Source organism: Paenibacillus doosanensis (assembly GCF_025060755.1).
In the GTDB taxonomy this organism is placed as follows: domain Bacteria; phylum Bacillota; class Bacilli; order Paenibacillales; family NBRC-103111; genus Paenibacillus_S; species Paenibacillus_S doosanensis.
In genome coordinates this window covers 18137-43307 of the sequence record NZ_JANYUY010000008.1, presented here as the reverse complement: position 1 = coordinate 43307, position 25171 = coordinate 18137, and the positions used below count along the sequence as shown (strand labels likewise).

The 25171-nt window shown below is 53.2% G+C and carries 27 protein-coding genes; 18 read left to right on the top strand and 9 right to left on the bottom strand.

The features are described 5' to 3' along the window. Window positions 1-35: 35 nt before the first annotated feature. Both N0M98_RS08795 and N0M98_RS08790 read right to left on the bottom strand, forming a co-directional pair. On the bottom strand, window positions 36-821 hold the full coding sequence (locus N0M98_RS08795; protein WP_259617584.1) for an HAD family hydrolase: 786 nt from the start codon (window positions 819-821) through the stop codon (window positions 36-38). A gap of 222 nt (window positions 822-1043) precedes the next feature. Then, window positions 1044-2309 carry a DUF2515 domain-containing protein gene (locus N0M98_RS08790; RefSeq protein WP_259617583.1) on the bottom strand — a complete coding sequence of 422 codons (1266 nt, stop codon included), beginning with the start codon at window positions 2307-2309 and terminating at the stop codon, window positions 1044-1046. 175 nt (window positions 2310-2484) lie between these two features. Here N0M98_RS08790 and N0M98_RS08785 point away from each other — a divergent pair, with 175 nt between their 5' ends. Beyond that, window positions 2485-4071 carry a copper amine oxidase N-terminal domain-containing protein gene (locus N0M98_RS08785; protein WP_259617582.1) on the top strand — a complete coding sequence of 529 codons (1587 nt, stop codon included), beginning with the start codon at window positions 2485-2487 and terminating at the stop codon, window positions 4069-4071. Between the two features lie 84 nt (window positions 4072-4155). Here N0M98_RS08785 and N0M98_RS08780 read toward each other — a convergent pair whose 3' ends face one another. Further along, window positions 4156-4368: a type II toxin-antitoxin system antitoxin gene (locus N0M98_RS08780; protein WP_249861774.1), complete on the bottom strand. Its 213-nt coding sequence runs from the start codon at window positions 4366-4368 to the stop codon at window positions 4156-4158. Window positions 4369-4393: 25 nt separating this feature from the next. Then, a complete protein-coding gene (locus N0M98_RS08775) occupies window positions 4394-5236 on the bottom strand; it encodes an SPFH domain-containing protein (protein WP_259617581.1) in 843 nt (280 codons plus the stop codon). A gap of 193 nt (window positions 5237-5429) precedes the next feature. Between N0M98_RS08775 and N0M98_RS08770 the strand changes: the two genes are divergently transcribed. The 5 genes from N0M98_RS08770 to N0M98_RS08750 all read left to right on the top strand — a co-directional run bounded on the left by N0M98_RS08770 (window position 5430) and on the right by N0M98_RS08750 (window position 10671). Continuing rightward, entirely contained in the window at window positions 5430-5774 is a 345-nt protein-coding gene (locus tag N0M98_RS08770; RefSeq protein WP_259617580.1) for a thioredoxin family protein, read from the top strand. Window positions 5775-5991: 217 nt separating this feature from the next. Next, a complete protein-coding gene (locus tag N0M98_RS08765; RefSeq protein ID WP_445933607.1) occupies window positions 5992-6900 on the top strand; it encodes a COX15/CtaA family protein in 909 nt (302 codons plus the stop codon). A 90-nt stretch (window positions 6901-6990) separates the two neighbouring features. Beyond that, window positions 6991-8754: a UbiD family decarboxylase gene (locus N0M98_RS08760; protein WP_259617579.1), complete on the top strand. Its 1764-nt coding sequence runs from the start codon at window positions 6991-6993 to the stop codon at window positions 8752-8754. A 228-nt stretch (window positions 8755-8982) separates the two neighbouring features. After that, window positions 8983-9744 carry a Cthe_2314 family HEPN domain-containing protein gene (locus N0M98_RS08755; protein ID WP_249861779.1) on the top strand — a complete coding sequence of 254 codons (762 nt, stop codon included), beginning with the start codon at window positions 8983-8985 and terminating at the stop codon, window positions 9742-9744. Window positions 9745-9876: 132 nt separating this feature from the next. After that, window positions 9877-10671 carry an SDR family oxidoreductase gene (locus tag N0M98_RS08750; protein ID WP_259617578.1) on the top strand — a complete coding sequence of 265 codons (795 nt, stop codon included), beginning with the start codon at window positions 9877-9879 and terminating at the stop codon, window positions 10669-10671. A gap of 65 nt (window positions 10672-10736) precedes the next feature. Here the strand turns inward: N0M98_RS08750 and N0M98_RS08745 are convergent, their stop codons facing one another. Further along, entirely contained in the window at window positions 10737-10982 is a 246-nt protein-coding gene (locus tag N0M98_RS08745; protein WP_028547362.1) for a NifU family protein, read from the bottom strand. An 81-nt stretch (window positions 10983-11063) separates the two neighbouring features. Here N0M98_RS08745 and N0M98_RS08740 point away from each other — a divergent pair, with 81 nt between their 5' ends. After that, a complete protein-coding gene (locus tag N0M98_RS08740; RefSeq protein WP_259617577.1) occupies window positions 11064-11315 on the top strand; it encodes a YuzB family protein in 252 nt (83 codons plus the stop codon). 11 nt (window positions 11316-11326) lie between these two features. Here N0M98_RS08740 and N0M98_RS08735 read toward each other — a convergent pair whose 3' ends face one another. Both N0M98_RS08735 and mqnE read right to left on the bottom strand, forming a co-directional pair. Continuing rightward, window positions 11327-12388: an NAD(P)/FAD-dependent oxidoreductase gene (locus N0M98_RS08735; protein WP_249861782.1), complete on the bottom strand. Its 1062-nt coding sequence runs from the start codon at window positions 12386-12388 to the stop codon at window positions 11327-11329. Between the two features lie 49 nt (window positions 12389-12437). Then, the gene (mqnE, locus tag N0M98_RS08730) at window positions 12438-13538 is read right to left on the bottom strand and encodes an aminofutalosine synthase MqnE (RefSeq protein WP_259617576.1); all 1101 of its coding nucleotides are present in this window, start codon (window positions 13536-13538) and stop codon (window positions 12438-12440) included. A gap of 474 nt (window positions 13539-14012) precedes the next feature. Here mqnE and erpA point away from each other — a divergent pair, with 474 nt between their 5' ends. From erpA to N0M98_RS08705, 5 genes are all read left to right on the top strand, one after another. Beyond that, complete coding sequence (gene erpA, locus N0M98_RS08725) at window positions 14013-14411, top strand: iron-sulfur cluster insertion protein ErpA (protein WP_259617647.1); 399 nt, start codon at window positions 14013-14015, stop codon at window positions 14409-14411. Between the two features lie 463 nt (window positions 14412-14874). Continuing rightward, window positions 14875-15165 carry a hypothetical protein gene (locus N0M98_RS08720; protein ID WP_249861785.1) on the top strand — a complete coding sequence of 97 codons (291 nt, stop codon included), beginning with the start codon at window positions 14875-14877 and terminating at the stop codon, window positions 15163-15165. 397 nt (window positions 15166-15562) lie between these two features. Continuing rightward, window positions 15563-15706, top strand: coding sequence for a sporulation histidine kinase inhibitor Sda (gene sda / locus N0M98_RS08715; RefSeq protein WP_375295461.1), 144 nt, complete (start codon window positions 15563-15565; stop codon window positions 15704-15706). Window positions 15707-16210: 504 nt separating this feature from the next. Continuing rightward, window positions 16211-17401, top strand: coding sequence for an NAD(P)/FAD-dependent oxidoreductase (locus tag N0M98_RS08710; protein ID WP_249861787.1), 1191 nt, complete (start codon window positions 16211-16213; stop codon window positions 17399-17401). A gap of 3 nt (window positions 17402-17404) precedes the next feature. Further along, window positions 17405-17680, top strand: a complete 276-nt coding sequence (locus N0M98_RS08705; protein WP_259617575.1) for a hypothetical protein — start codon at window positions 17405-17407, stop codon at window positions 17678-17680. A 134-nt stretch (window positions 17681-17814) separates the two neighbouring features. On the opposite strand, the gene hemQ is transcribed toward N0M98_RS08705, so the two are convergent. Next, a complete protein-coding gene (gene hemQ, locus N0M98_RS08700; RefSeq protein ID WP_259617574.1) occupies window positions 17815-18561 on the bottom strand; it encodes a hydrogen peroxide-dependent heme synthase in 747 nt (248 codons plus the stop codon). Between the two features lie 393 nt (window positions 18562-18954). On the opposite strand from hemQ, the gene N0M98_RS08695 reads away from it, so the two are divergent. The 4 genes from N0M98_RS08695 to dnaI all read left to right on the top strand — a co-directional run bounded on the left by N0M98_RS08695 (window position 18955) and on the right by dnaI (window position 22211). After that, entirely contained in the window at window positions 18955-19239 is a 285-nt protein-coding gene (locus N0M98_RS08695; protein WP_249861790.1) for a YuiB family protein, read from the top strand. A gap of 42 nt (window positions 19240-19281) precedes the next feature. Then, the gene (locus N0M98_RS08690; RefSeq protein WP_249861791.1) at window positions 19282-19479 is read left to right on the top strand and encodes a YwbE family protein; all 198 of its coding nucleotides are present in this window, start codon (window positions 19282-19284) and stop codon (window positions 19477-19479) included. Between the two features lie 152 nt (window positions 19480-19631). Continuing rightward, window positions 19632-21134: a replication initiation and membrane attachment family protein gene (locus N0M98_RS08685; protein WP_259617573.1), complete on the top strand. Its 1503-nt coding sequence runs from the start codon at window positions 19632-19634 to the stop codon at window positions 21132-21134. A 120-nt stretch (window positions 21135-21254) separates the two neighbouring features. Next, entirely contained in the window at window positions 21255-22211 is a 957-nt protein-coding gene (gene dnaI / locus N0M98_RS08680; RefSeq protein ID WP_259617572.1) for a primosomal protein DnaI, read from the top strand. A 129-nt stretch (window positions 22212-22340) separates the two neighbouring features. On the opposite strand, the gene N0M98_RS08675 is transcribed toward dnaI, so the two are convergent. After that, complete coding sequence (locus N0M98_RS08675; RefSeq protein ID WP_259617571.1) at window positions 22341-22487, bottom strand: YqzM family protein; 147 nt, start codon at window positions 22485-22487, stop codon at window positions 22341-22343. 287 nt (window positions 22488-22774) lie between these two features. Between N0M98_RS08675 and trxA the strand changes: the two genes are divergently transcribed. Then, window positions 22775-23092, top strand: a complete 318-nt coding sequence (trxA, locus tag N0M98_RS08670) for a thioredoxin (protein ID WP_249861795.1) — start codon at window positions 22775-22777, stop codon at window positions 23090-23092. 102 nt (window positions 23093-23194) lie between these two features. Further along, window positions 23195-25150, top strand: coding sequence for an excinuclease ABC subunit UvrC (gene uvrC, locus N0M98_RS08665; RefSeq protein ID WP_259617570.1), 1956 nt, complete (start codon window positions 23195-23197; stop codon window positions 25148-25150). Window positions 25151-25171 lie beyond the last annotated feature (21 nt).

The window sequence follows — 25171 nt, the reverse complement described above, 5'->3', positions numbered from 1 at the left end:
GCTTGCGCTACAGGTCATCGCAGCCGACGCCTGTGCTATACGATGTCCAGCAGCGCCGACAAGCTTCCGATTTCATACGTGGGACGGCGGCCGGATGATGCGGGCCTGCGCTTGTGATTAATCCAGGCGCAGGGCATGCCGATCTCCAGTGCACCCTTAATATCCGTATCCGGATTATCGCCGACCATCAGGCATTGCTCCGCAGGAAGCTTCAGCAGCCCCATCGCATGCTTGAAGATGGCCGGATCGGGCTTGCCTGCGCCGAACGTCCCGGATATAACGATGTGCTCGAAGCAGCCAGCGAGTCCGGGAATGCTGTCCACCTTCTCCTGCTGCAGGTCCGGCGCGCCGTTCGTCAGCAGCAGCAGACGATACCGGCCGCGCAGCCGGTTCAGAACGTCGAAGGTGTCCGCATAGACAAGGGGACGGTTCCGCCGTTCGTCGGCGAATTGGTCCCCTAGCTTGCGTCCGAGCTCCGCATCGTCGACGCCGGCCCGCCGCAGCCCGCAAGTCCACGCCTCCTGCCGGTAGAGCGGGGCAAGCCGTTTCAGCTTTATAAGCGAGGGATGCAGCTCGGATTCGAAGCGGCCCCATAATGCTTCAAGATAAGTGACCTCGATCTGACGCGCCCATTCGTAGATCTCCATGGAAGCAAACAATTCCTCGGCCGCCAGCCGCACCGCCTGCTCCAGCTTCACGGCATCAACTCCCGATTCCGCGGAAGCGGACCGGCAGACCGCCTCAAAGGCTTCGTCAATACTTCTTTCATCCCACAATAACGTATTATCCAAATCAAAAATAATCGCTTCCGTCTTCGACATGACTTCTCATCCTCTCCCCAAGTGCCTCTTCATTAATTTGCAACAACAAACCACAAAAGTCAACAATAAATCAACAAATCAATCAATAACTCAATATAACTCCAAAAGGTGGGGCGAACAAGAAGACGAAGTAAGGAAGCAAGGGGGGAGAAGCGGTCTGAAGAAACGGCAGCAAGAAATGAAGAAGAAAGACGGCTGGCGGAGCTGGAGCGGGCTAACCGGTTACTCCAGCAAATCTCCGGCAAGGACGGCCAGCTCGATCTTGTTCAAGCCGAAGCAATATTCATGCGTCATTTCGAAGGAGAACGGCGGCTCCGTCGAGGACAAATAGGCGAGCCATTGCTCGCGGTCGTCATGCCGGTACCAATCGCCGGGCTCGCAAGCCGCAAACGGGCAGTCCTTCCAGACGTCGCTCAGGCGGGGGCTGTACAGAGGCGATGCGCCGGGGCGGAGTTTGCAGCCGTCAAGCCATTCCTTCAGCTGTCCGCGCGGGACCGGAGGGAAATGGCGGACGGCGGAGAACAGATGAGGCCAATAATCGGCCCGCGATCCGCTGTGCCGCGTGCTTGCGGCGAAGCTCAGCGCTCCCTGGGCTACGGCCGGAATGCCGAATAAGATGGCGTACAGTCTTTTTCCGACTTCAATCCGCTCCTTTAGATGATTGAAGTTTTCGAGCACCAAGCCGGCGAGACGGAGCTGTCCGGCATCGCGGTAAGGAAGAACGATCTGATTAAGCTGGAGCAGCAGTTGAGCGTGAATAAGAAGCGTGTCGAGCACGGTTTCCCGGTAGACGGGATGGCGGACGACTCTGGACTCGATAAAATTTTGTTCGTTGACAATCATCGCTACCGTGAGCAGAGCCGAATCCCTGCGCTCCCAGAATTGTTCCCAAACCGGCCGCATAAACGAGGAAACTTGAAGGTGGCGCAGCAGCCGAAACAGCGGTTTCCCCGCTTTGAGGCTGGCTTCATAGAGCAGGAGCTGCGGATAGGAGTCATGGAATATGAGCGCGTTGGCGCGCTCCAGGAAGGCGAAGACATGCTTCTGACGCGTTTCGTTCAGCAAATAGGGGAGCAGCTCCCCCTTCAGATCGGTCATGTTCCAGCCGCCGTTGCGCGACACCATATGCGCGAGCAGCGACCAGTGCAGCTCCGGATGCCTCCGGTACATATCGAGATAGGCTTGCGTCCTTGTGACGTTGTTGCGGTTCCAATCGACGGCGGCTGCCCGAATCCGGGCCAGCAGCGCGCTTTCCGCAGCAGACGGCTCCCTCTCGTATTCTGCGTTCCCGCGGCCTTTCTTCAGACGGGCGCGCAGCTCGTCGACGGCGTCGCTTGTCAGCCGTATGCCGGTCATATGATCGAGCTGAGCGCTCTCATACAGCAAGGTGCCTGTTTTGCCTTTCGCCCATTGGACAATTTCGTGCGGCGCATCGGCCAGCTTCTCCAGCAGATCCCAGCCGTTCCATCTGAATTTACCCTGGTTCATGCCTGCTCCAGCCCTTTCAAAATTAAAGTTTGCCGTGTTTTTCATGTAAGAAAAAGGAATCGGGCGTCGGCTGTCGTAATAAATATATGTGTCGGCCGCATCATTTTTCCATAGTTTGCGTATAGATTTATGTTCGATGCTATGGAGCACTTATATCATTTTATGGAGGTAAGCAATGAAAAACAGAACAATGCAACGCCGTCTGCTTTCCCTTCTGCTGGTTGCCATGCTCATCATTACCGCAGGCTGCCAGTCCGTTAACGGGTTCGATCTGAACAAAGCGATGCAGAACAACTACGCGGTCCAATCCTCGCAAGGCACTCAGACCGTTACGATGGAGCTGATCCCGAACGCTTCGGCGCAGCCGGCCGAGGAGGAGAAGCAGCTTCTTGATCTGTTCAGCAAGGTGAAGCTGAATCTTACGGAAATCAACCAGCAGGATAGAACTCATGTATCCGTCAAAGGCGAATTGGAATACAATAAGGGCAAAATTCCGTTCCAAATGGTCATGTCGGATCAGGATTACACCTTCCTGGTAGACGGAGCGAAGAAGCCGATTGTCGTACATAACAGCGTAGGGGCCATGGAAAAGGCCCAGGAAACGATGTCCAAAGAAATGCAAGAGCAGTTCAAGCAGCTGTACAAAAAATCGGTCGATTTCGTTCCGGGCTTTATGTCGTACATTACGGGGAATCTCCCGAACCCGAAAAACATTGCGGTATCCGACGCGACCGAAACGATTCATAACGAAGGATTGTATTTGAAACGCGTCCATGCCGAGATCCGCGGCAATGAAGTGAGCGATCTTATCAAATCGTTTTTGAAAAATTTGCTGGCGGACGAGAAAGGCATGAAGGATATTCTCAGCCAAATCTATGATATGGTCTTGCCGCTTGCCCAGCAGGCCATGAAGGAAGACAGCAGCGGAAGCAGCGCGATGAACGACATGATCGCTCCGTATTTGAACAATAAAACGCTGGCTGTAGAATTTGCCTTCACGTTCTTGAAGACCAATCTGCAAAAAGCGGTCGACAACTACGATCAATCGTTGAACGAGGCGTTGAACGGCTACCAGGGCGAAGAGCTCAAAAAGCTGCTTAGCGAAAAGCAGTACGTCAAATACGATATGTACGTCGACAACGATCTGATGCCGCGCAAAACGTCGATGGAGGTATCCTTGACCCAATTGGGCTCGGAGTACAGTGCGATCGACGGGCTGAAGATTACGATGACGTCGGAGCTGTGGAATATTAACAAGCCGGTCACGGTTAATGCAATCGATACAAGCAGCGGACAATTGGAGCTGACGTCGCTGGATAAACCAGGCAAAATATTGGCGGCTTTGAACCCCGATTCCCAGTTGTACCGGCTGCTTAAGAACGATTTGAAAATAACGAAAAAAGAAATTACCATGTTTATGGATGAAGAATCCTATTACGACGGTGATTTTGTCAAACCGTACAACCGGAACGGCAATGTCATGGTGCCTGCGCGCTTCGTCGTCGAGCAGTTGGACGCGGACGTAGCCTGGGACCCTGCTACCCAGCAGGTGACGATTGCCGATTCGATCACCGGAACGGTGATCAAGCTGAACATCGGCAGCAAGCAAGCGCTGGTTAACGGCGCGATTACTCCGATGGAAGTTGAAGCCGAGCTGGAGAACGGAACGACGTTCGTGCCGATTCGCGTAATTGCCGAAGGCATGGGAGCCAAAGTCGCTTGGGATCAAGAGCTTCAGATGGTAACCATCACTCGCGATTAGTTTACCCTGCATACAGCGCGGCATGAATGAGAATAAGCAAAAAGCCTGATTCCGCCGGATCAGGCTTTTTGTTATGCGCGTTTTTTACGAATCTCCGGGAGGCTCCGTGCCGTGCGGGACATCGTCGGGCGCTGCGGAAGGGCGCGGGCCGGGCAAACGTCCGGATTTGGCCGCGGCTTCCCGCAGCAAAAATTCGATATGTCCGTTTACGCTGCGAAATTCGTCAGCCGCCCAACGCTCAAGAATCTCATACAGCTTCGGGTCCAGCCGGAGAGCGAAGTTTTTCTTCGGTGCCATAATGCAAGCCGGCGCTAAGGCAGGCCTAATACAGACTGCCCGTGTTAATGATAGGGTTAGCGGAACGATCGGATACGATAGCGACCAGCAGATTGTTGATCATAGCGGCTTTGCGCTCTTCGTCAAGCTCGATGACGCCTTCCCGCTGCAGCTGCGCGATCGCGAGCTGCACCATACCGACAGCTCCCTCGACGATTTTCGAGCGCGCCGAGATGATGGCAGTCGCCTGCTGCCGCTGCAGCATGGCGCTGGCGATCTCCGTGGAATAGGCGAGGTGGGTAAGCCGCGCTTCCATCACTTCGACTCCGGCGACGGACAGACGTTCCTGCAGCTCCCGGCTCAGCTCATGGGCGATTTCTTCGGAATTGCCGCGCAGCGAGTAGCCTTCGACGTCGAACACATCGTACGGGTATTTATTGGCGACATGACGCAGCGCGGTCTCGCTTTGGATCTCTACGAACTGCTCGTATTTATCGACGTCAAACATCGCTTTGGCCGAGTCGATGACCCGGAAGACGACGACGGCGGCGATTTCGATCGGATTGCCTTCGATATCGTTGACTTTCAGCTTGGCGCTGTTGAAGTTGCGGACGCGCAGCGATACCTGCTTGCGCATCGAGAACGGAACGGTCAGCCATAATCCGCTTTCCCGGATCGTGCCGATGTAGCTTCCGAAGAAAGTGACGATAAAGCCTTGATTCGGCTGTACGACTGCAATGCCGGACATCAGCGCCGCCGCCGCGATAAGCAGAATGATACCGGCCACAACATTGTCGTTAATGAGCAGAAGAACTCCTCCGACGGCCAGTACGACGATTAACAGCACACCGATAAAGCCGTTTAATACCCATGCTTTTTGTTCTTTCATATTGTCTCGCTCCTTTGTCGAATTATTATGTGATGGAATCAATTAAATATTGATTTGATATTTTTATGATATCACTTTTAGAAATAACTGTAAAGTGCTAACAATTGCCACTAACGGAAACGGGCGTTGACACGGGCGGAATAGGCATGCTATAAGTGTTGATAAGACTCATGCCAAAGGCGGTGTATTTGTTATGGAACCAATTAAATCCGAGCAAGCGTTCGAAGAAAAAATCGCTGGGGTCAAACCGACGATTGCCGTTTTCAAAACGACCTGGTGCAAAGACTGCCATTTCATCGATCCGTTCATGCCGGAAGTGGTGGAAGCCTATAAGGACCGGTTAAATTTCATCCAGCTGGATCGCGACGAGGTGCCTGATTTGTGCGAGAAGCTGAATATTCTCGGCATTCCGAGCTTCATCGCCTTCCGCGAAGGCAAGGAGCTTGCCCGTTTCGTCAGCAAGCTGCGCAAAACCCGCGATGAAATCGAGCAATTCCTCAACCGTTCGCTGGAAATCGCCGACGCTTTGCCGAGATAATCCAGGCCGGAGCAGGCGCTCGGCTGACCCTGTCCGCTCATTTGGCGGACGGGGTCTTTTTTTACAGTTATGTAGCGAGTTGTTCACCTTTACCTTCAATGCTTTGTAACATTTCCGCATGGATTTGGTTTGGTTTTATGGCTATAATGAAACATGAGCGTTCTGATTTGTCTCTTCTTGTCGAGACCTAAAAAGTGGGTGATTCACTAACATGAATATGCAAAAATGGCTTAAACGCTTTTCCTTCGCAAGCATGTACGGCATGTTCCTGATTCTGGTTATGGGCGCGCTCGTTACCAAGACGGAATCCGGACGCGGCTGCGGCGACGACTGGCCGCTGTGCAACGGCAAATTCGTGCCGGCCTACACGATCGAATCCTTTATTGAATACAGCCACCGTTTTGTGACCGGCATAGTCGGTATCATATTGCTGGTGAACCTGATTCTGGTTTTTGTCTATGGCAAACGGAAAGACGCCAAATGGTTCGTCGGCGGGGCGATGTTTTTTACGATTCTGCAGGCGATTCTGGGAGCGATGGCCGTCATTTGGCCGCAATCCTCGGCTACATTGGCGCTTCATTTCGGAATTTCGCTGGTCGCTTTCGCCTTTACGCTGCTGCTGGCTTTGGTGTACACGCGATTCGGCACCATGCTCTCGCGGGAAGGAACCCCTTTGACCTCGGGGATCAGGTCGGCGATCTGGCTGATCTCGATTTATTGTTATATCGTCGTCTATCTCGGAGCCTTCGTAAGGCATACGAATTCGGGCGGAGGCTGCTACGGCTGGCCGCTATGCAACGGACAAGTCATTCCCGAACTGACGGGAGCTACGCTTATCGTATTTATTCACCGGCTCGGAGCCGCGCTGTTATTGGTATTCATCATCTGGTTTTATCTGGTTGTACGCCGGAGCATGCAGACGCAGAACAATGTGTTTCAGGCGGCGAAGTGGTCTTTGATTCTGGTCGTATTGCAAATATTGAGCGGCGGTTATGTGACGCTGTCCTACGGCTATGACTGGTACTTGCTGGCGAGCATGCTGCATACGATCTTGATTTCGGCGTTATTCGGCGTCCTGAGTTATTTATGCGTTCTTGCCTTGCAGTCCAAGAGAACAATCGGCTGATATGACAGGCTTACGGAGCTGGTGCTGCTCGCGTAAGCCTTTTGCACGCCGAACGCGGAATAAGTGCGAATAAAGGGGAAGATTAACGATATGGTTTATACGAATTTGCGTCAGTTTTTGGATGCGCTCCGCAAGGAAAATCAATTGGTTGAAATCTCCGCGCCCGTCGATCCGAATCTGGAACTGGCGGAAATCCATCGCCGGGTCATCGACGAGGAAGGCCCCGCTCTGCTTTTTACGAATGTCAAAGGCGGCTCGTTTCCCGTCGTAACGAATTTGTTCGGCACCAGCCGCAGAGTCGATCTCGCCTTCGGACCGAAGCCGGAGCAGTTCATGAAGCAGATTATCGGCGCGACGAATACGCTGATGCCTCCGACGCCGAAAGCGCTGTGGAACGAGCGCGGACTCATCATGGATTTGATGAAGGTCGGCACCAAAACCGTACCTGCGTCCGCGGCGCCGGTGATGCAGCAGTGCCGCAAGGAGGCGCCGCTGGCCGGCTTGCCCGTGCTGACCTGCTGGCAGGAGGACGGCGGCCCGTTCTTCACGCTGCCGCTCGTTTATACGGAGCATCCGGACGGCGGGCATCATAATCTCGGCATGTACCGTATGCAGGTGTATGACGACCGCACGACGGGGATGCACTGGCAAATACATAAGGGCGGCGGCTTCCATCACTATGAAGCCGAGCAGCGAAACCGCGCGCTTCCCGTCACGGTGTTCCTGGGCGGCCCGCCGGCTCTGATCGCCTCGGCGATCGCGCCGGTGCCGGAGCATCTGCCGGAGCTGATGCTCACATCGCTGATCCTCGGGCAGAAGCTCCCGGTGGCCGACAACCCGCACGGCGGCCACCGTCTCGTCGCCGAAGCCGAATTCGCCTTCTGCGGCTCGGTTCCGCCGCATGTGAGAAGACCTGAAGGGCCGTTCGGCGACCATTACGGCTACTATTCGCTCACCCATGATTTCCCCGTGTTCAACGTCGATCATGTGTGGCATCGCAAGGACGCGATCTATCCCGCCACGATTGTCGGCAAGCCGCGTCAGGAGGATTACTATCTCGGCGAATTTTTACAGCGCCTGCTGTCTCCGGCATTCCCGATGGCGATGCCGGGCGTGAAGGAGCTGTGGACGTATGCCGAGACCGGGTTTCACTCGCTGGCGGCCGCGGTCGTGCGCGAGAGCTACAGCCGCGAAGCGCTGGGCACCGCGTTTCGGATTCTCGGCGAAGGCCAGCTGACGCTGACCAAGTTCCTGATCGTCACCGATCAGGCCGTTCCGCTCGACCGGTTCGACCGGCTGCTGGAAGCGGTGCTGGAGCGGTTCGACCCGTACCGCGACCTGTTCATATTCAACAATACATCCCATGATACGCTCGATTATACGGGCGGGCGGCTCAACCACGGCAGCAAGGCGCTGATGCTCGGCGTAGGCGAGCCGGTGCGAGAGCTTCCGGGCAGCTACGAGGGCGGAGTCATCCCCGAGATCGAGGATGCCGCCGTATACTGCCGCGGCTGCCTGCTGATCTCCGGCGCTTCGTACGAGAAGGAGCCGGAGCTTGCCGGACGCATCGCCGCCGCCTCCGGCGATAAGCTGAGCGCATGGCCGCTCGTCGTGCTCGTCGACGACGCATCCGCCGCCGCAAGCGATCAGACGGCGTTCCTGTGGACGGTGTTTACCCGTTTTAACCCGGCGAGCGACATCTATGCCCGAACTCATGTCCAGGGCCACCATCTGGCCTATGATTTGCCGATCGTTATCGACGCGAGAATGAAGCCGGGCTACCCGGACGAGCTGATTCCCCGCGAAGATATTGTGAAGCTCGTCGACCAGCGCTGGAGCTCGTATTTTACTTAAGGCACGGCGCGCGAAGCGGATCGTCGCTAACGTTTTCTCATATCAACCGGCACGGCGCAGCGTCAGGCTGCCTTATGTGCCGGTTTTTTCGCATACATGGAGAAAGCCCGGATTACAAGCTTGAGAAGTAGCCAGCCGCCTTGCTGGGCATACTTACAAGTACTATGAGCAAAGATCCAAGCGGGCGAACAAGTGTACATTTTTGTATAAACACAATCGTATTGTTAAATGTTTAACGGGAGGTGCGTCAACATCCTAAGGACGCTATTCAATGAACCGCGCCGCGAAGATACGGGAGAGATCAAGGCGGCGAACGAAGCGATCGAGCGGTACGTTCGGCTGCTACGTTCGCTGCCTGCCGGCGAGCGGAATTTGCAAGAGCGGCGGTACTTGATCTGGAGCGGCAGCTTCCTCCGTTCGCTCGACGAGCTGGAGCAGAGCCATTATGCGGCCAAACGGTGCGGCAGCCTGGTATCGTCCGTCTATGTCGACGAGATGGATCAGGATGAGCTGGATCACTATCATCGCCATCTTTATTTCTATAAAAATACGATCATCCGGATGTTCGCCATTCTGGACAAGCTCGGGCAGTTTATGAACGAGCGGTTTCGGCTCAAAACGGAGGAGATCAAGTCCCGCTTTTCGTACTTCACCGTGCTGCGGAACATGCATGAAAACCGTCTGTATATCGAGCTCGAAGAGCTGCTCTACAGTCTGAAGGAGCGGTATAAGGAACCGGTGGAACGTTTGCGGAAGCAAAGAAATCTCGAAATCCATACGATCAACGCTGACCTGCTCGATGACCTGCTTCAGGCGGCGGAGGAGCATCAGGGGGCCGAGCTGCGCATCAAAGCGGAGGACATCAAGCAGCATTTGGCCGACCTGGAGCACGGCTGCGATATGACCTATCAAGCGGTGCGGCAAGCCTTCTCCTATATTTACGATTTGTCCGAATCTTCCGGCCAATATCCCCACCCTAGCTCAAAATAGGTTGAACAGGCCGCGCGGTTATTTTATACTTATGGCAACCAGTCCATAAGAGCCAGAGCCGCGGGCATATTCAATTGCTCACCTAACATATACATTGGCGTGGGGAAAATTTAGGGGAGGGCGGACACGGGAATGAAGAAACAGCGGAAGGTCGCACTCATTACGGGAAGCGCCAAAGGACTGGGCAAAATGACGGCGCTGTCGCTGGCCGATGCCGGCTGTGACATTGTCATTAATTATGTCAACAGCGATCGGGAAGCTCAAGAGCTTAAAGCGCACATAGAGGTCAAGGGAGTTCGCTGTTTGGCGATCCGCGGCGACGTGGCGGATTTCGGCCAAATGAAGGAGCTTGTGGAACAAGCCGTCTCAGAGCTGGGAGGCATCGATATATTAATTAACAATGCGGGTCCGTTCATTAGGGAACGCAGGTTATTCGCGGAGTATGAGCTGCGGGAGATCGAATATTTAGTGAACGGCAACCTGCTCGGGGTTATGCAGCTTGATCATCTGGTGCTGCCGCTGATGAGAAGAAACCGCTGGGGCAGAATTGTCCATTTCGGTTTCGGACATGCCGCCGAGGCGAGAGGCTGGCCGCACCGGGCCGTATACGCAGCCGCCAAGGTCGGGCTCGTTTCGTTCACCAAAACGCTGGCGGTGGAGGAAGCGGCGAACGGCATTACGGTCAATATGATCTGTCCCGGGGATATTCGCGGAGCCAATAAAGAGAAGACGATTGCGGAAGTGGAGCATGAGGTTGACCAAGAGTCGCCGCGCGGCCGCCCTGGCGCTGGAGAAGATATTGCCAGGGTGATCGCTTTTTTGTGCGAGGAGCGTTCCGATTTTATTACCGGCAACATGATGGATGTATCCGGCGGTTTGGACCCGATCCGCACGATTGTCGGGGCGCACGCTCCGGGAGCGAACTAAACGAAAAAAAAGACCTGGCGCATAGCGCGCACAGGCCTTCGGTTCATCTTTCGAAAAAGATGGAATTAGAATACTTGGACAACCTCTTGAACGCCTTCAACCTCTTCGAGCAAAGCGCGTTCAATACCGGCTTTCAGCGTAATCGTCGAGCTCGGGCAGCTGCCGCAGGCACCCATCAGCTTCAGCTTGACGATGCCGTCCTCAACATCGACCAGTTCGACGTCGCCGCCGTCGCGCTGCAAGAACGGACGCAGCTTATCTAAAACTTCCAGCACTTCATCGTACATGGTGCTTTGTGCATTTTCACTCATTTGGTTCAACTCCTTTCTATTTCTATATTATATTACATCGGGTTCAAAATTAAAATGGTTAACAAGGCGGTTGATGAAATCATGAGACCCATCATCGAATTTTGCACGAATAATATGCACCACGGAACGGATCAGCTCATGAAAAAGCTCGAGAACAATCCCGAATACGATGTCATCGAATACGGCTGTCTTGGCAACTGCGGAGAATGCTATCTGTTTCCGTTCGCTTTGGTCAACGGAGAGATCGTCGCCGCGGCCAGCGCGGAAGAGCTGGAGCTGCAGGTAGAGCAAAAAATTAAAGAGATCGAAGCGATGTTCGATCTCTTTGAGTGAGCCATAAGGCTTTATCCGAAATGCCGCTTCGATCTCCACAGCACGCCGCTCTTGATGGCTCTTGGCACGATGCCGGTCATCGGGCGTTTGCCGAGCAGAGCAAAGCCGGATTTTTTGCCGAGCGATCCGAGAACCCCTTTGAGCTTGATTTTGCCGAGCCGAGGGGTTTCGTTTCTCCATACGGCGCGAAGCACGTCCGCGATTTGTTTTCCCTGGCCTTGCGCCGCCTGAGCGCTCGGAGAGAGCGGCAGCGACGCACAGTCGCCGATCACGTACACCTCGGGGTAATCGTGGATCTGATGGTATTCGTTAATAATAATCCGCCCCTGGCTATCTTTGGGCAGCTGTAGTTTTTGCACGATCGGGCTAGGTTGAATGCCGGCTGTCCAGATGGTTACGTCCGTATAAATGAGCTCCTGCTGATTATGCAAAATGCCCCCTTCGAGACGGGTAAGACCAACATGCGACCGCATTTCGATATCATGCTCCATCATCCAATCCCGCACGAATCTTTGCAGTTTTTCCGGGAACGCGGACAATACGCTGCCCCCGCGGTCCAGAATGCGGATATTCAAATCCGCGCGGCTCTCCCGCAGCTCCGCCGCCATCTCGACGCCGCTCAAACCGCCGCCGACGATCGTGACTTGCCCGTAAGGGGCGATATCGTTGACCGCTTGATACGTTTTGCGCGTCGAGGACATCGTCTGAATGCTTTGAGAAAACTGCTGGGCTCCCTCGATGTTATGATATTTATCGACGCAGCCGAGTCCGATAACGAGCCAATCGTACGAGAGCGGTTCGTCGTTTTCGAACAAAATCAGCTTCTGCTCCAGATCGACGCCCGTCACTTCGCCGTATTTCAGGATGAGCCTGGGATCGACAGGGAATTGGACGCGGATGTCCTGGTCGGATATCGTGCCGGCAGCCAGAGCGTAATATTCGGTTTTCAGCCCTTGATAAGGCATGCGGTCGATCAGCACAAGCACCGTATCCGACGGCAAATCTTTTTCCAGCAGCTCGGTAGCGACGGTAAGTCCGCCGTACCCTCCGCCCAAAATAACCATTTTCTTCATCAGTCATTAACCCTTTCTGTTATGCGCACACCATGGCAGGCAAGTGGAATCAGTATACTTTGATTTCGTTATAGAATGTATCGCGCTCAACCGGAATGCGCCCGGCTCCCTTCACAAGCCAGACCAGCTCGTCGCGCGTCATGCTGTCCGGGGACAGAGCGCCGGCGGCATGGCTGATGCGTTCCTTCACAATCGTTCCGTGGACGTCGGAGGCTCCGAAGGTGAGAGCGATTTGCGTCAGCTGGGTTCCCAGATTAATGAAGTAGGCTTTAATATGCTGAATATTATCGACCATCAGACGGCTGATCGCGAGCGTTTTAAGATTGTCGAAGGCCGATACGCGGCGCTTGATGCCGGCGTTGACGCTGGCAGGCTGCACGGAGTTCGGAATAAACACCATAAAGCCGTTCGTTTCGTCCTGCAGCTCCCGCAGCAGGATCATATGCTGAATGCGTTCCTCCAGCGTTTCGATCGAGCCGTACAGCATCGTGGCATGCGTCTTGAGGCCGAGGGAGTGAGCGTCCCGCTGAACCTGGAGCCATTGGTCGGTAGTCGCTTTGCCGACGCCCATTTTTTTGCGGTAACGCTCGGACAATATTTCCGCGCCCCCGCCCGTCAGCGTCTCCAGTCCGGCGTCCATCAGCGTTTGCAGAACCTCTTTATAGCTTAACCCACTGATGCGCGAATAAAACTCGATCTCCGCCGCGGTATGCGCTTTGATCGTCACATGAGGATAACGCTCCTTCAGCTTGCGGATCGAATCGACATAATATTCGAACGGCACATGCGGATTATGGCCCTGGGCGATATGGAATTCGCGCAAGCCGGGCTGGATATGAGCGTCGATAAATTCGAACATCTCTTCCGGGCTTAACGTATAGGCTCCTTCCTCGCCTTCGTCGCGGCGGAAATGACAGAACGCACAGTGGGCCTCGCACACATTGGTAAAATAAAGGCTCATATTGTCGATGAAATACACCTTTTTACCGTTTTTCCGCAGGTTCACTTCATTAGCTAATTGACCAATGGTTAGCAAATCCTCCGATTGGTAGAGGAATACCCCGTCTTCCAGGGATAATCTTTCTCCATGCTTTACTTTTTCTGCAATTTCGGCCATCCGCTGATCGGGATTGGTGATTACGATGCTCATAAAGCCACCTCCGTATAATCGATATAATATAGGAAAAAATACGTGTCTGGCACGCATGAAACCAGCGTTTCCGAATAATGCAGCGCTTCATGGGCGCAAGCGAAAAAAATGCCCTGAAATGCTTCGTGGACATGACTAAGGTCAACAGCCGATTCTAGGTTGTGAAAGGTTGCACATGCGCATTCGCCAGCCGTCAAACAACCGGGCGAAATTGGATGTTTATAGCAGGAAGATACGAAACAATATTATCTATTATAAACCTCATATGAAGGCGGGGCAATACACAGTTGGACAAAATGGAGTCAAGGCTTCTTCGGGCCGTCAAATTGACGCGCGGAAGGGATAGAAGTCCTTGAGGTGAAACCTTAATAGGAGTATACTGTAGAGGTAGAAGCTTTATGAGCTTTCGGGGCATGTTTCTTGGCAAGGCGAGTGCGTCTTTCATGGCCTTCCGCATGAGGGAGGGCGCTGACTATATATTCCGTAAGGGAGGATAATACGATGATTAAAATCAGCGAATCGGCAAGCGATAAAATTAAAGAATTGCTGGAGAACGAAGGAACTCCTGGATTGTTCCTGCGCCTCGGCGTCAAAGAGGGCGGCTGCAGCGGGTTCTCCTACGGCATGGGCTTCGACGATAAGGAAGCGGAGGACGACAAAACCTTCGAAATGAACGGCTTGAAGGTCGTCGTCGACGCGGATTCGGCCAAATATTTGTATGGAGTCGAAATCGACTACAAAGACGCCGGCATGGGCGGGGGCTTTACCATCGATAATCCCAACGCGGTTGCTTCCTGCGGCTGCGGTTCTTCCTTCAAAGTGAAGGACGAAGAGGGCGCGCCTGAGAAATGCGACGATAAAGTCGAAGCGTAACGTGGAGTATCGGCGTTTGAGCACCTAATTTGCACGCTTATAGATTGTTAATCAAGCCTCCTTAACGGTTGATATCGCATCAAACCGGTGAGGAGGTTTTTGTTTTATGCAGGGAACGTATGCTAAAGGATTACTGTGATGGCGGTGACATTAAGGAGGGCATTTCCTAGCTTGGAATACATTTGACAATTGCCTTCGGGTTAAAAGTGAGATAAAGTAGGGTATAACCTTTCAAAGCTGACGCTTCTCTCGGTTTTGGGAGGTTATTTCTTATTCGTTCAAGCTTTCGCTGCGCCAAGCAGCCATAAGACGATAAGAACCTACAGAAATCGAGCGGAAGATAGGCGGAAAATTTTTTGGAGCGGCTGCAAATTTCGAGCGTCTTTTTAAAAGCTTTCTTATATAATGCATAGTACTCTTAGAAAACTATGAGAAAATCCAACGTGAATAGGGATGATGCAATATGGCATTTGTTGATCATATGAATTATGCGAACGCGGCGGGGAATGTGTACTGCTGCTTGCGCAACAAGGTGGTTTCGCTGGATGACGCCCAGTTGAAGACGTATTGTCAGGGCTGCAAAATGTTCCGGGGCGCCGAACCGGGGAAGAGCGTGCAGTGCTACTGGAATGACTCGCGGGATGTCAGCGATCCTCATATCGTGTATGAACCGCAATTGGAGTTTAAATCGATGCAGAAGCGCAAGCTGAGAATCAGTCCGCCCGCCGATGCTGCGGAGTCGGAGACCGCCTAATACCGAAGCGGCGGCCGGGAAGACCGGTGTACAAGGAAAGCGAGCTAACGGAAGCGGGAATGTAGAAGATTCCCTGTTGCCCCTGGATATCGTTTCGGGGCAGCCGTCGTATTTCGTCTCACTTTTACGTCAATATTAGGCACGGCAGTCTATCCGATAAAGGAGAGGCTGCCGTATTTATTTTATGATCATATATTTTTATCGAAAAAACGGGAGATAGCTTGTGTATAAATCTGTCCACATTATACAGCCCATGTTTACCCCTTATTTTACACTTATTAACAATGTGCTAACAGGATATACACAAAAGCTTGTGGATAACGGAACACTTGTTCTAATTATGGGGGCGTGGTAATATAATTTTACATTAACGAAGTAAGGTGATTGTATGAGATTGATGAGCAATGAAATTTTAATCGATTCGTACTTCAAAGCGCTGAACTTGAAACTGGAAGAAGAATTTCTCGAATTGCTGCTGGCAGAGATTAGACGCCGTAAAATTAATTTGGAATACTATAACGGAGAGGTACAGGTCAGTTGACCTGCCTCCTTTTTTTTTTGTTTAGGAAATTTATGTGCAGCCATATCCTGTGGAAATCCGGGTGCTCCCCCGAAAGTAATGTCTAACCGATCCAGCTGAAGCTGGATGCGGACGGAATAAGCTTCAGAGCATCACGTCACTTTTGGGGGATTGGTTCAGCCCTTCAAATGACATAAGCGCTAGCGAGAAATCCTCATCCAAGGCTGTCTGCGACCAATTGTCAGTAAACCGGAGAATTCCCGCCGTACCTTGTGCCGCCTGGGTTTGTTTCGCTCTTTTTGTTCGAAAATAAAGCTTGCTATTTGGCTTCATACATTATATCATGTCATGAGAACTGTTTAAAACCGATCTATTTCAAGATACACAAACGATGATATATTGCTTATTTCCAGCCTAAACGATCTCAGAATAATACATTCCGGCTCGGTTTGTGTAATTTTTCACAATCGGTTTTGTGAAATCATACAATAAGACAGAAAATAACGTGATGGAAGGGATTAAACCATGAGTCGAATACCAAGAATAGTCATTTTGGGAGCAGGATACGGCGGCATCGTAACGGCTATTCGTTTGCAAAAAGAATTGAATTATAACGAAGCGGACGTAACGCTTGTTAACAAACATGACTACCACTACATTACGACCCATCTGCACATGCCGGCGGCAGGAACGGATAATCCGGAGAACGCACGGGTAAATATTTTGAAGCTGATCGACGAATTCAAGATCGATTTCGTAAAATCGACTGTCGTGCAGATTCGGCCTCACGAGAAGAAGGTTATTCTGGAAGAAGGGACGCTTTCCTACGATTATCTGGTCGTCGGACTAGGCGGAGAGCCGGAGACGTTCGGCATCCCGGGACTGAAAGAGCATGCGCTCAGCATCCGCAGCATTAACAGCGTCCGCTTCATTCGCGAGCATATCGAATATCAATTTGCGAAGTTCAAACGCGAGCCGTCGCGCACCGATTATTTGACATTCGTCGTCGGCGGGGCCGGATTTACGGGCATCGAATTCGTCGGCGAGCTGGCCGACCGGATTCCGCAGCTGTGCAAGGAGCATGACGTCGATCCTTCCATTGTCAAAATATATAATATCGAAGCGGCGCCGACGGCGCTGCCGGGCTTTGATCCGGAGCTTGTCGAATACGCGATGAAAGTGCTTGAAAATAAGGGAGTAACGTTCAAAATCGCGACAGCGATCAAAGAATGTACGCCGGAAGGCGTATCGCTCGCTACAGGAGAAGAAATCAAAGCCGCTACGGTCGTGTGGACCGGGGGCATCCGCGGCAATCATATGCTTGACGACGCCGGTTTCGAGACGATGCGCGGACGCATCAAGGTCGACGACTATTTGCGGGCGCCGGGCCACGAGAACATCTACGTGCTGGGCGACTGTTCGATCGTAATGAGCCCCGAAGGGCGTCCATACCCGCCTACGGCGCAAATTTCGATGCAGCAGGCCGATGTGTGCGCGCACAATCTGGTCGCTTCGATCCGAGGCGAGCAGCTTAAGAGCTTCGTCTATCAAAGCAAAGGCACCGTGGCTTCTCTCGGCCGCGGCGAAGCGATCGGCATCGTCGGTTCCCGCAAGTTGAAGGGCGGAACCGCCGCGGTGATGAAAAAGCTCGTCGATATGCGCTACTTATATATTATCGGCGGGATTCCGCTCGTACTTAAGAAAGGCCGGTTTTAATCTATGCGTCACTGCAGCGTGCAAGTACGCGGACTGCTGACGCGCGACGAGCTGGATCGTTACAACGCTTTGATGGACGTAGGGCATTATCTCGAATCTCAGACGCGGTACGATCTGGTCTATACTGTGCAAAAGGAAATCGACATCCTCATCATGCCCGCGATCGAGCGGCTGAAGGAGAAGTCGCGGCAGCGTGACCGGGATACGGAAGCTTATTTGGCCAGCAAGGCGGAAGCAAGCCGCGACGCGCGGTTCGACGATGACGATGACGACGAATAAACGGCAGGGCGGGCGCTAGGCTCGCCTGCAGCGCTGCCTTAACACAAAAAAATACCTTGCTCGGGCGGATCGCATCCCTCGAACAAGGTATTTTTCTCATTATATGCGGGGGGAGAGCTCCTCCGCAGACGGTTTTACAGCTTGAGCATAGCTTCCATCTTGCTGCGGTCGAGCAGGTTGCCGACATAGAAGTCGCCGAACTCTCCGAAGCGCGCGCTCGTTTCGTCGAAGCGCATTTCATGGACGATTTTTTTGAACTGCAGCGCATCGTCGGCGAACAGCGTAACGCCCCATTCCCAATCGTCGAGACCGATGGAGCCGGTGATGATCTGCTTGATTTTGCCTGCGTAGCTGCGGCCGATCATCCCGTGGGAACGCATGAAGTTGCGGCGTTCCTCGGTAGAGAGCATATACCAGTTGTCATTGCCTTCGCGGCGCTTGTCCATCGGGTAGAAGCAGACATGCTTCGCTTTGGGCAAAGTAGGCTTCAAGCGGGCCAAAATGTCCGGGTCCTGCATCGGATCGACGCCGGGCTTGGCCATATAGCCTCCGAGCTCGACGATGGACACATAGGAATAGGTCGGAACGGTCACTTGGGCGAACATCGATTTGTTGAACTCGGTTTCCAGCTCGTTCAATTCTTCCAGCGTTTCGCGCAGATGCATGAACATGAAGTCCGCCTTCTGGCCGACGATGCTGTAGAACGCCGTGCTTCCCTCTTTCCGGTCTTCGGTGCTTTGATATTGAGCCAGCAGACTGTACAGCTCGTCCTCGGCGCGGTTTCTTTCCTGTTGTGTCAGGCTCTTCCATGCATTCCAATCGATGGCGCGGAAATCGTGCAGCGAATACCAGCCTTCCAGTGTGTTTACTACATCGCTCATGGGAGACACTCCTTTGTATATAAATTCGTTATCGCTTTTTTACTTGTTTCATTGTATCCAAATCAATCCCAAAGGGCAAATTTTGGAGCCGCTTTTTTCCGCAGAAAAATAAATTTGCAAGCTTTCACGTTCATGAAGCGTTCACTTTACCCGGAGCCGAAATTTATATAAAATAGACATAACTGTATCTAAAAGTGCGGTGAACAAGCAAACGAAGCAAGCGAAAGCAATCTGGAGAAGCGAAGCGCTCGCCTTTATTTCTGGATTTCAACCGTTTCACGGGCGTACCATTCAAGAAATCCGGAAACAACAGCGATCGGAAGATGCTTTTGCATGCGCAGTCAGCGTGTTTCACCACACTTCTAAAGCTCATGAATAAAGGAGTTGGCCGACTTGCTGCAGTTGATTATCGTGACTGTACTCTTGTTCGTCCTGTTTTTCGGACTCGGGTTTATTTTGAACATGCTGATGAAAACGACCTGGTTCCCGATCTACGGTTATATCGCACTCGTTATCGGACTTGTCATTTATTGGGGATGGGAGACGGGCTCGCTTGCCTCCAACCTATCGGAATATTCGCTGGCCGACTATATCCCGGCAATCGGCGGCCTGATCGGGGCGATCCTAAGCGGCTCGACGATCAAATCGCTTCGTCAGAAAGGCTTTAAAATGTTCTAGGCGGCGCTTGCACTAGCGCCGGATGAGAAAGGGGGCATTGGAATGAACGGTCAACTTCGCAAAGACGTCGTCCCCGGCCGAAAGGTTCGCATCGTGCAAAAGCAGGATCAGCGCACCGGCAAGCTTACCGACGGAGTGGTCAAAGACATACTGACCAATTCGCCGAGCCATCCGCACGGCATCAAGGTCCGTCTGACGGACGGCATCGTCGGCAGGGTGAAGGAAATTATCGCCGAATAGATGCATCCGGCACGATACCGGAAACCGGAAAAACATGGAAATCGCCGCAGGCCGGATTGCCATGTTTTTTTCTTTGCCGACAATCGCCCAGGTGTCGATTTCTGTGGTAAAATGGAGGTTACTATGTTAGACCAAAGATGGGATTTGAGTACATGCGGATTACGAATATGCTGCATTTTTCGGAGTATCACCGTTTCTATGTGATACGCGATTTTGCGTTAAGCAGTCTGGATATGAAAATGCTTGCGGCCATTTATCAGCCGATGGTCGGAGCGTTTGCGATCAGCCTTTATTACACGCTGCTCCAGCAGCTGCCAGCGGACAAGGCGGGCTGTTCGCTGATGGAGCAGCAGCGGAAGCTGTTTTTGGCTCTGGAGCTGGAGAGCGGGGAGCGGGGGCGCAAATTTTTTATCGAGCAGACCTCGAAGCTGGAAGCGATCGGGCTGCTTAAGACGACAAGGCGGTTTGTCGAGGCTTCGGACGATTACGTGTACGAATACACGCTCTTTGCCCCGCTGGCGCCGGGCGAGTTTTTCAAAAACCAGCATTTGACGCTGCTGCTGCGGGATAAGGTCGGCAAGTATATGGTCTTCTCGCTGCGGGACGAGCTGGTGCAGCCGGAGCCGGAAGATCTGAAGCAGGCGAATTCGGAAAATTTGTCGGTGCCGTTCTACGAGCTTTTCCGGCTCAATACGCAGGTCGTCGATTACGAGCTGGAGCAGGCGTTGTTCGAACCGTCCGCTCCCGATCCTGCGGAAAGACCCGAGGTGGTGATTAAAGGCTTCCAGTATTCCGATATTATTATGCATTTTCCCCGGGGATCGGCGAACCGCGAGTTTGTGGAGCGGCTGAAGTACGAGCCCGAGCAGATGGCGAAGATCAATTATGTGGCGAAGAAATACGGCTTGTATTTGACGGATATGTGCCGGCTGCTCGACGAGGACGGCATCTTCGACGCGGGCGGCGAGATCGCGCTCGATTTGCTGCAGCATAAGGCGAACTTGGTGTTCCGTCAGGATAAGAAGCGCAGTGAAGATCGCGCCCGGTATTTGTCCAGAGTCGAGCAGAGCCGAGGAGCCGAAGACGGGACGGCGGCCGCTCCGGCGCCCGCCGCCGAAAAGGCGGTCGAGATGGAGTTTTATCTCGAAGTGCCGGATATTTTTCAAGGCGAATGCAATCAGCATCAGTACAACTATATATTGCGCAACGAGCCGTACACGTATTTGCTGGAGAAAATTTTTTCCAAAGGAACGGTGCCGGACGGGCTGCTCGACACGCTGGCCAAAGTCGATTTGAACTACGGCCTCAGCGAAGAGGTTATCAACGTACTTATTCATTATTTATACGTGAACAAACGTTCATGGTCGAAAGCGTCCATCGAGTTCAGCGTCACCGATATGCTGGCCAAGCAGGTCGGCACTTACGAGCAGGCGGTGCAATATATCCGCGAGCAGACGAGATACAAGGAGAACAAGACGGCTCCGAGAGGCGGCCGCGCATCCGCGAATGCAGGCGGACAGCGGGGAGGCGCCCGGGTCAAGCAGAAGCCGCAGCTGCCTATTGTAGAGGACACCTCCGCGTCGGCAACCCGGCGCACAGCGGAGGAGCGCGAGGCAATGCGCCGCCGGGCGCAAATGCTCGACGGGAAGCTGTAAGCCGCGGCAAACGCCAATATCGCCCATGAAGCGGCGTAAATGCGGCCGATCAGCGAAGAGGCCGGGGACAGCGCTGTTATTTAAGTCGCTCGCGCAGACGGGGAAGGAGGAAAACTTGCCATGGAATCACTCGGCGAAGTGTTGCGTTCTATACCGAATCAGAAATACCGCCGGCAGGCGGAGGAGAAAATCCGGCAAATATTGACCGATCCGCTGATTCAAAAGCTGCGGGTCAAATATCCGGTTCTTGACGATCATACGTTAAAGATCAATATGAACCGGCTGTACCAATATGTATCCGAGCATAAGACATGCTCGGAATGCCCCGGGCTCGACAAGTGCCCGAACGATTTCGCCGGGCATTATACGATGCTGAACGTGGAGACGTCGGGCGGCGAGCCTCGTCTGTACGATTACAAAGTGTCGTGCAAAAAATTTATCGCCCAGCAATCGCAGGAGGTTGTGCGCAGCCGCATTCGCAGCTTCTACGTCGACGAGCGGGCCTTGTCGCAGGGCTACTCTTCAATGGAAATTTTCGATAAGGACCCGGACAGGGAAGAGGCCGTCGACCGATTGATCAGCTATATATTGCAGACGAAGCAGGAGGGATTGCAGAAGCAGGGCTTGTATTTGGCAGGCAGCTTCGGAACCGGCAAGACGTTTCTGATGTGCTATATGCTGCATGAGCTGGCCAAAAGCGGCTATACCGGCGCTATCGTCTATATGCCCGATTTCGCCGAGGATTTAAAGGCGATGTTCCAGGACCCGATGAAGCTGAAGGAAACGATCGATGCGCTGAAGGAGACGGATCTGCTCGTCTTCGACGATATCGGCGCGGAAAATCTCAATCCTTGGCTTCGGGACCATGTGATGGGAGCCATTCTGAACTACCGGATGAACCGGAAGCCGACCTTTTTTACGTCGAATCACGATTTGACCGCGCTGGAGCAGCATTTCAGCTTCACGAGCAAGGAAGGCGACGAGGAGTTCAAAGGACGCCGCATTATGGACCGCATCCGGCCTTTCGTCGACGTCATTCTGGTCAACGGGTATAACAAGCGCGGCAAGTCAACATAACCTATAGCTGCAACCGAGTTCCGGCCGTTCATCTGTCATGTGCGGCCGGATTTTTTTGTGGACGGTAAAAAAGCCTGCCCCGCTTGTGCAGCAGAACAGACTTTTGATAACAAAGGCAAGTCGGGCGGATTAGCGGATCATCACTTGAATGACCGTAGCTATGACCGCGATCAGAAGAAGAACTCCGAAGAATGCGCCGAAAGCAGAGGCAACATCCAGAAAGTCGTTGGTGGGTTCTTCCATTACATGCAATTCAGGGTGTTTGGAATCGCTCATGTTTGAATATCCTCCTTAAAGGCAGCCCAGCGGGCAGCTTGATAAGCATAAGTCATGTTTGTCAAGCTTGTGCGTGTACTAAGTTAATCATAGTATACCCAACTTCAGAGTTCATTGTAAAGCAGGTGAAAGTGACAATTGTGCGACGTTTTTTGGACAATTTGTTCACGGAAGGCTGCGGTTCCATGGGAACAGATGGACGGGCGGGCCGCGGTTGAAAATGGGGTGCTTTGTGGTATACTTTACTTGTTGACAACATTTTATCCGTCGAAGGGAGAAAGCTTACAATGGCTATCGTAAATGTAACGGACCAATCCTTCACTAACGAAGTGGAAGGATCCGGTACGGTTCTTGTTGATTTCTGGGCGCCTTGGTGCGGACCTTGCAAAATGATCGCTCCTGTATTGGAAGAGCTTGATAAAGAATTGGGGGATAGCGTTAAAATCGCTAAAGTCAACGTCGATGACAACCCTGAATCCGCATCGCGCTTTGGAGTTATGAGCATTCCTACGTTGATCGTGTTCAAAGATGGACAACCGGTCGACAAAGTGGTTGGCTTCCAATCCAAGGACGCGTTGAAAAATGTGGTAACTCGCAATCAATAATCGTTTTCTACAGAAAACTCATAATGAGAAAAAGCTCTTTTTCTGCTATGCTGGGAAAAGGAGCTTTTTTGCTGTTTAGGGGAAAGGAGTGGAACTAAGGCGATGGTTGAAGGGGATCAAGAGCGGAAGCAAAGAGCGGAGGCAATTCGCAACAAGCTTGCGCTGCTGCCGGAGAAGCCCGGCTGTTATCTGATGAAAAATAAAGAAGGCACGATCATATACGTAGGCAAGGCCAAAGTGCTGCGCAACCGGGTGCGTTCGTATTTTACCGGGAGCCACAGCGCAAAAACGCAGGCGCTCGTAGTTGAAATCGTCGATTTCGAATATATCGTGACGGCCAGCAACGTGGAAGCGTTAATTCTGGAGTGCAATCTGATCAAAAAGTATCACCCGCGGTACAATGTGCTGCTGAAGGACGACAAGTCGTTCCCGTATATCAAGATCACGAACGAAAAGCATCCGCGCCTGGAAGTGACGCGCAGAGTATATAAAGATAAAGGCAAATATTTCGGTCCGTATCCGAACGCGTTTGCCGCGCAGCAGACGAAGAAGCTGCTCGACCGGCTGTATCCGCTGCGCAAATGCAAGACGCTGCCGGATCGCGTCTGTCTGTACTACCACCTCGGGCAATGCGTCGCACCCTGTGAGTATGAGGTGGCGAGCGAGGAATACGAGCGGATGGTTCAGGAGATCAGCCGGTTTCTGAACGGCGGGCATGACGAGATCAAGCAGGATTTGACGCGCAAAATGCACGAAGCCGCGGAGGAGCTGAACTTCGAGCGGGCCAAGGAGCTGCGCGACCATATCGTGCATATCGACGCCGTGATGGAGAAGCAGAAGATTACGACGCTTGACGCCGTCGACCGCGATGTGTTCGGCTATGCCGTCGATAAAGGCTGGATGTGCGTGCAAATTCTGTATATGCGTCAGGGCAAGCTGATCGAACGGCACACGTCGACTTTCCCTTATTACGGGGATGAATACGAGGATTTCATCTCGTTCATTACGCAATATTACAGCGATAATCCCGCGCTGCCGAAGGAAGTGTTTCTGCCTGCGGAGCCGGCGGCGGGAGAGGAAGAAGGGGACGCTGCCGCCGAAGCGCAGCTGCCGGCTGCGGAAGAGGACGGAGCGGCGGCAGGCTCGCTGAAGACGGACGTCAAGGAGGCGCTGGAGAGCTGGTTGAAGGTGAAGATTCATATTCCGCGCCGCGGCTTGAAGAAAAATATGGTCGACATGGCCTGCGACAACGGCCGGGTCGCTCTGGAAGAGAAGTTCCGGCTGATCGAACGCGACGAGCAGCGGACGATCAAGGCGGTGGAGAACCTGGGGGAATGGCTTGGCACGGGCGTCATTCACCGCATCGAGGCGTTCGACAACTCGAATATTCAAGGCTCGGACCCTGTATCCGCGATGGTCGTCTTTACCGACGGCAAGCCGGACCGCAAGGAATACCGCAAATATAAAATTCGCACGGTGCAAGGCCCCGACGATTATGAAACGATGCGCGAAGTCGTGCGCCGCCGGTACGAGCGTGTGCTCAAGGAGAACCTGCCGCTGCCCGATCTGGTCGTAATCGACGGAGGCAGGGGGCAGATCTCCGCTGCGGTGGACGTGCTGGAGAATGAGCTGGGCCTCTATATTCCGGTATGCGGGCTCGTCAAGGACGAAAAGCATAAGACGGCTCAACTGATGATGGGAGAGCCTCCCGAGGTGGTGCAGCTGCCGCGGGACAGCCAGGAGTTTTACCTGCTGCAGCGCATTCAGGACGAGGTTCACCGGTTCGCCATCACCTTCCACCGTGAGACGAGAGCCAAGTCGATGATCGTCTCGACGCTCGATTCCATCCCGGGGATCGGCGAGAAGCGCCGCAAAGCGCTGCTCAAGCATTTCGGCTCGCTGAAGAAGATCAAGGAAGCGGCGATCGAAGATTTCAAGCCGCTTGGTATCGGCGAGAAGCTCGCTGCGCAAATTCTGCAGTCGTTAAACGGCGAAGCCGAGGATAACTCCTCCGATGACGCTTCCCCGGAAGCGGAGGAAGCCGGCCAGGAGGCGTAATAGCGGGCTAGCCGCGGGCAT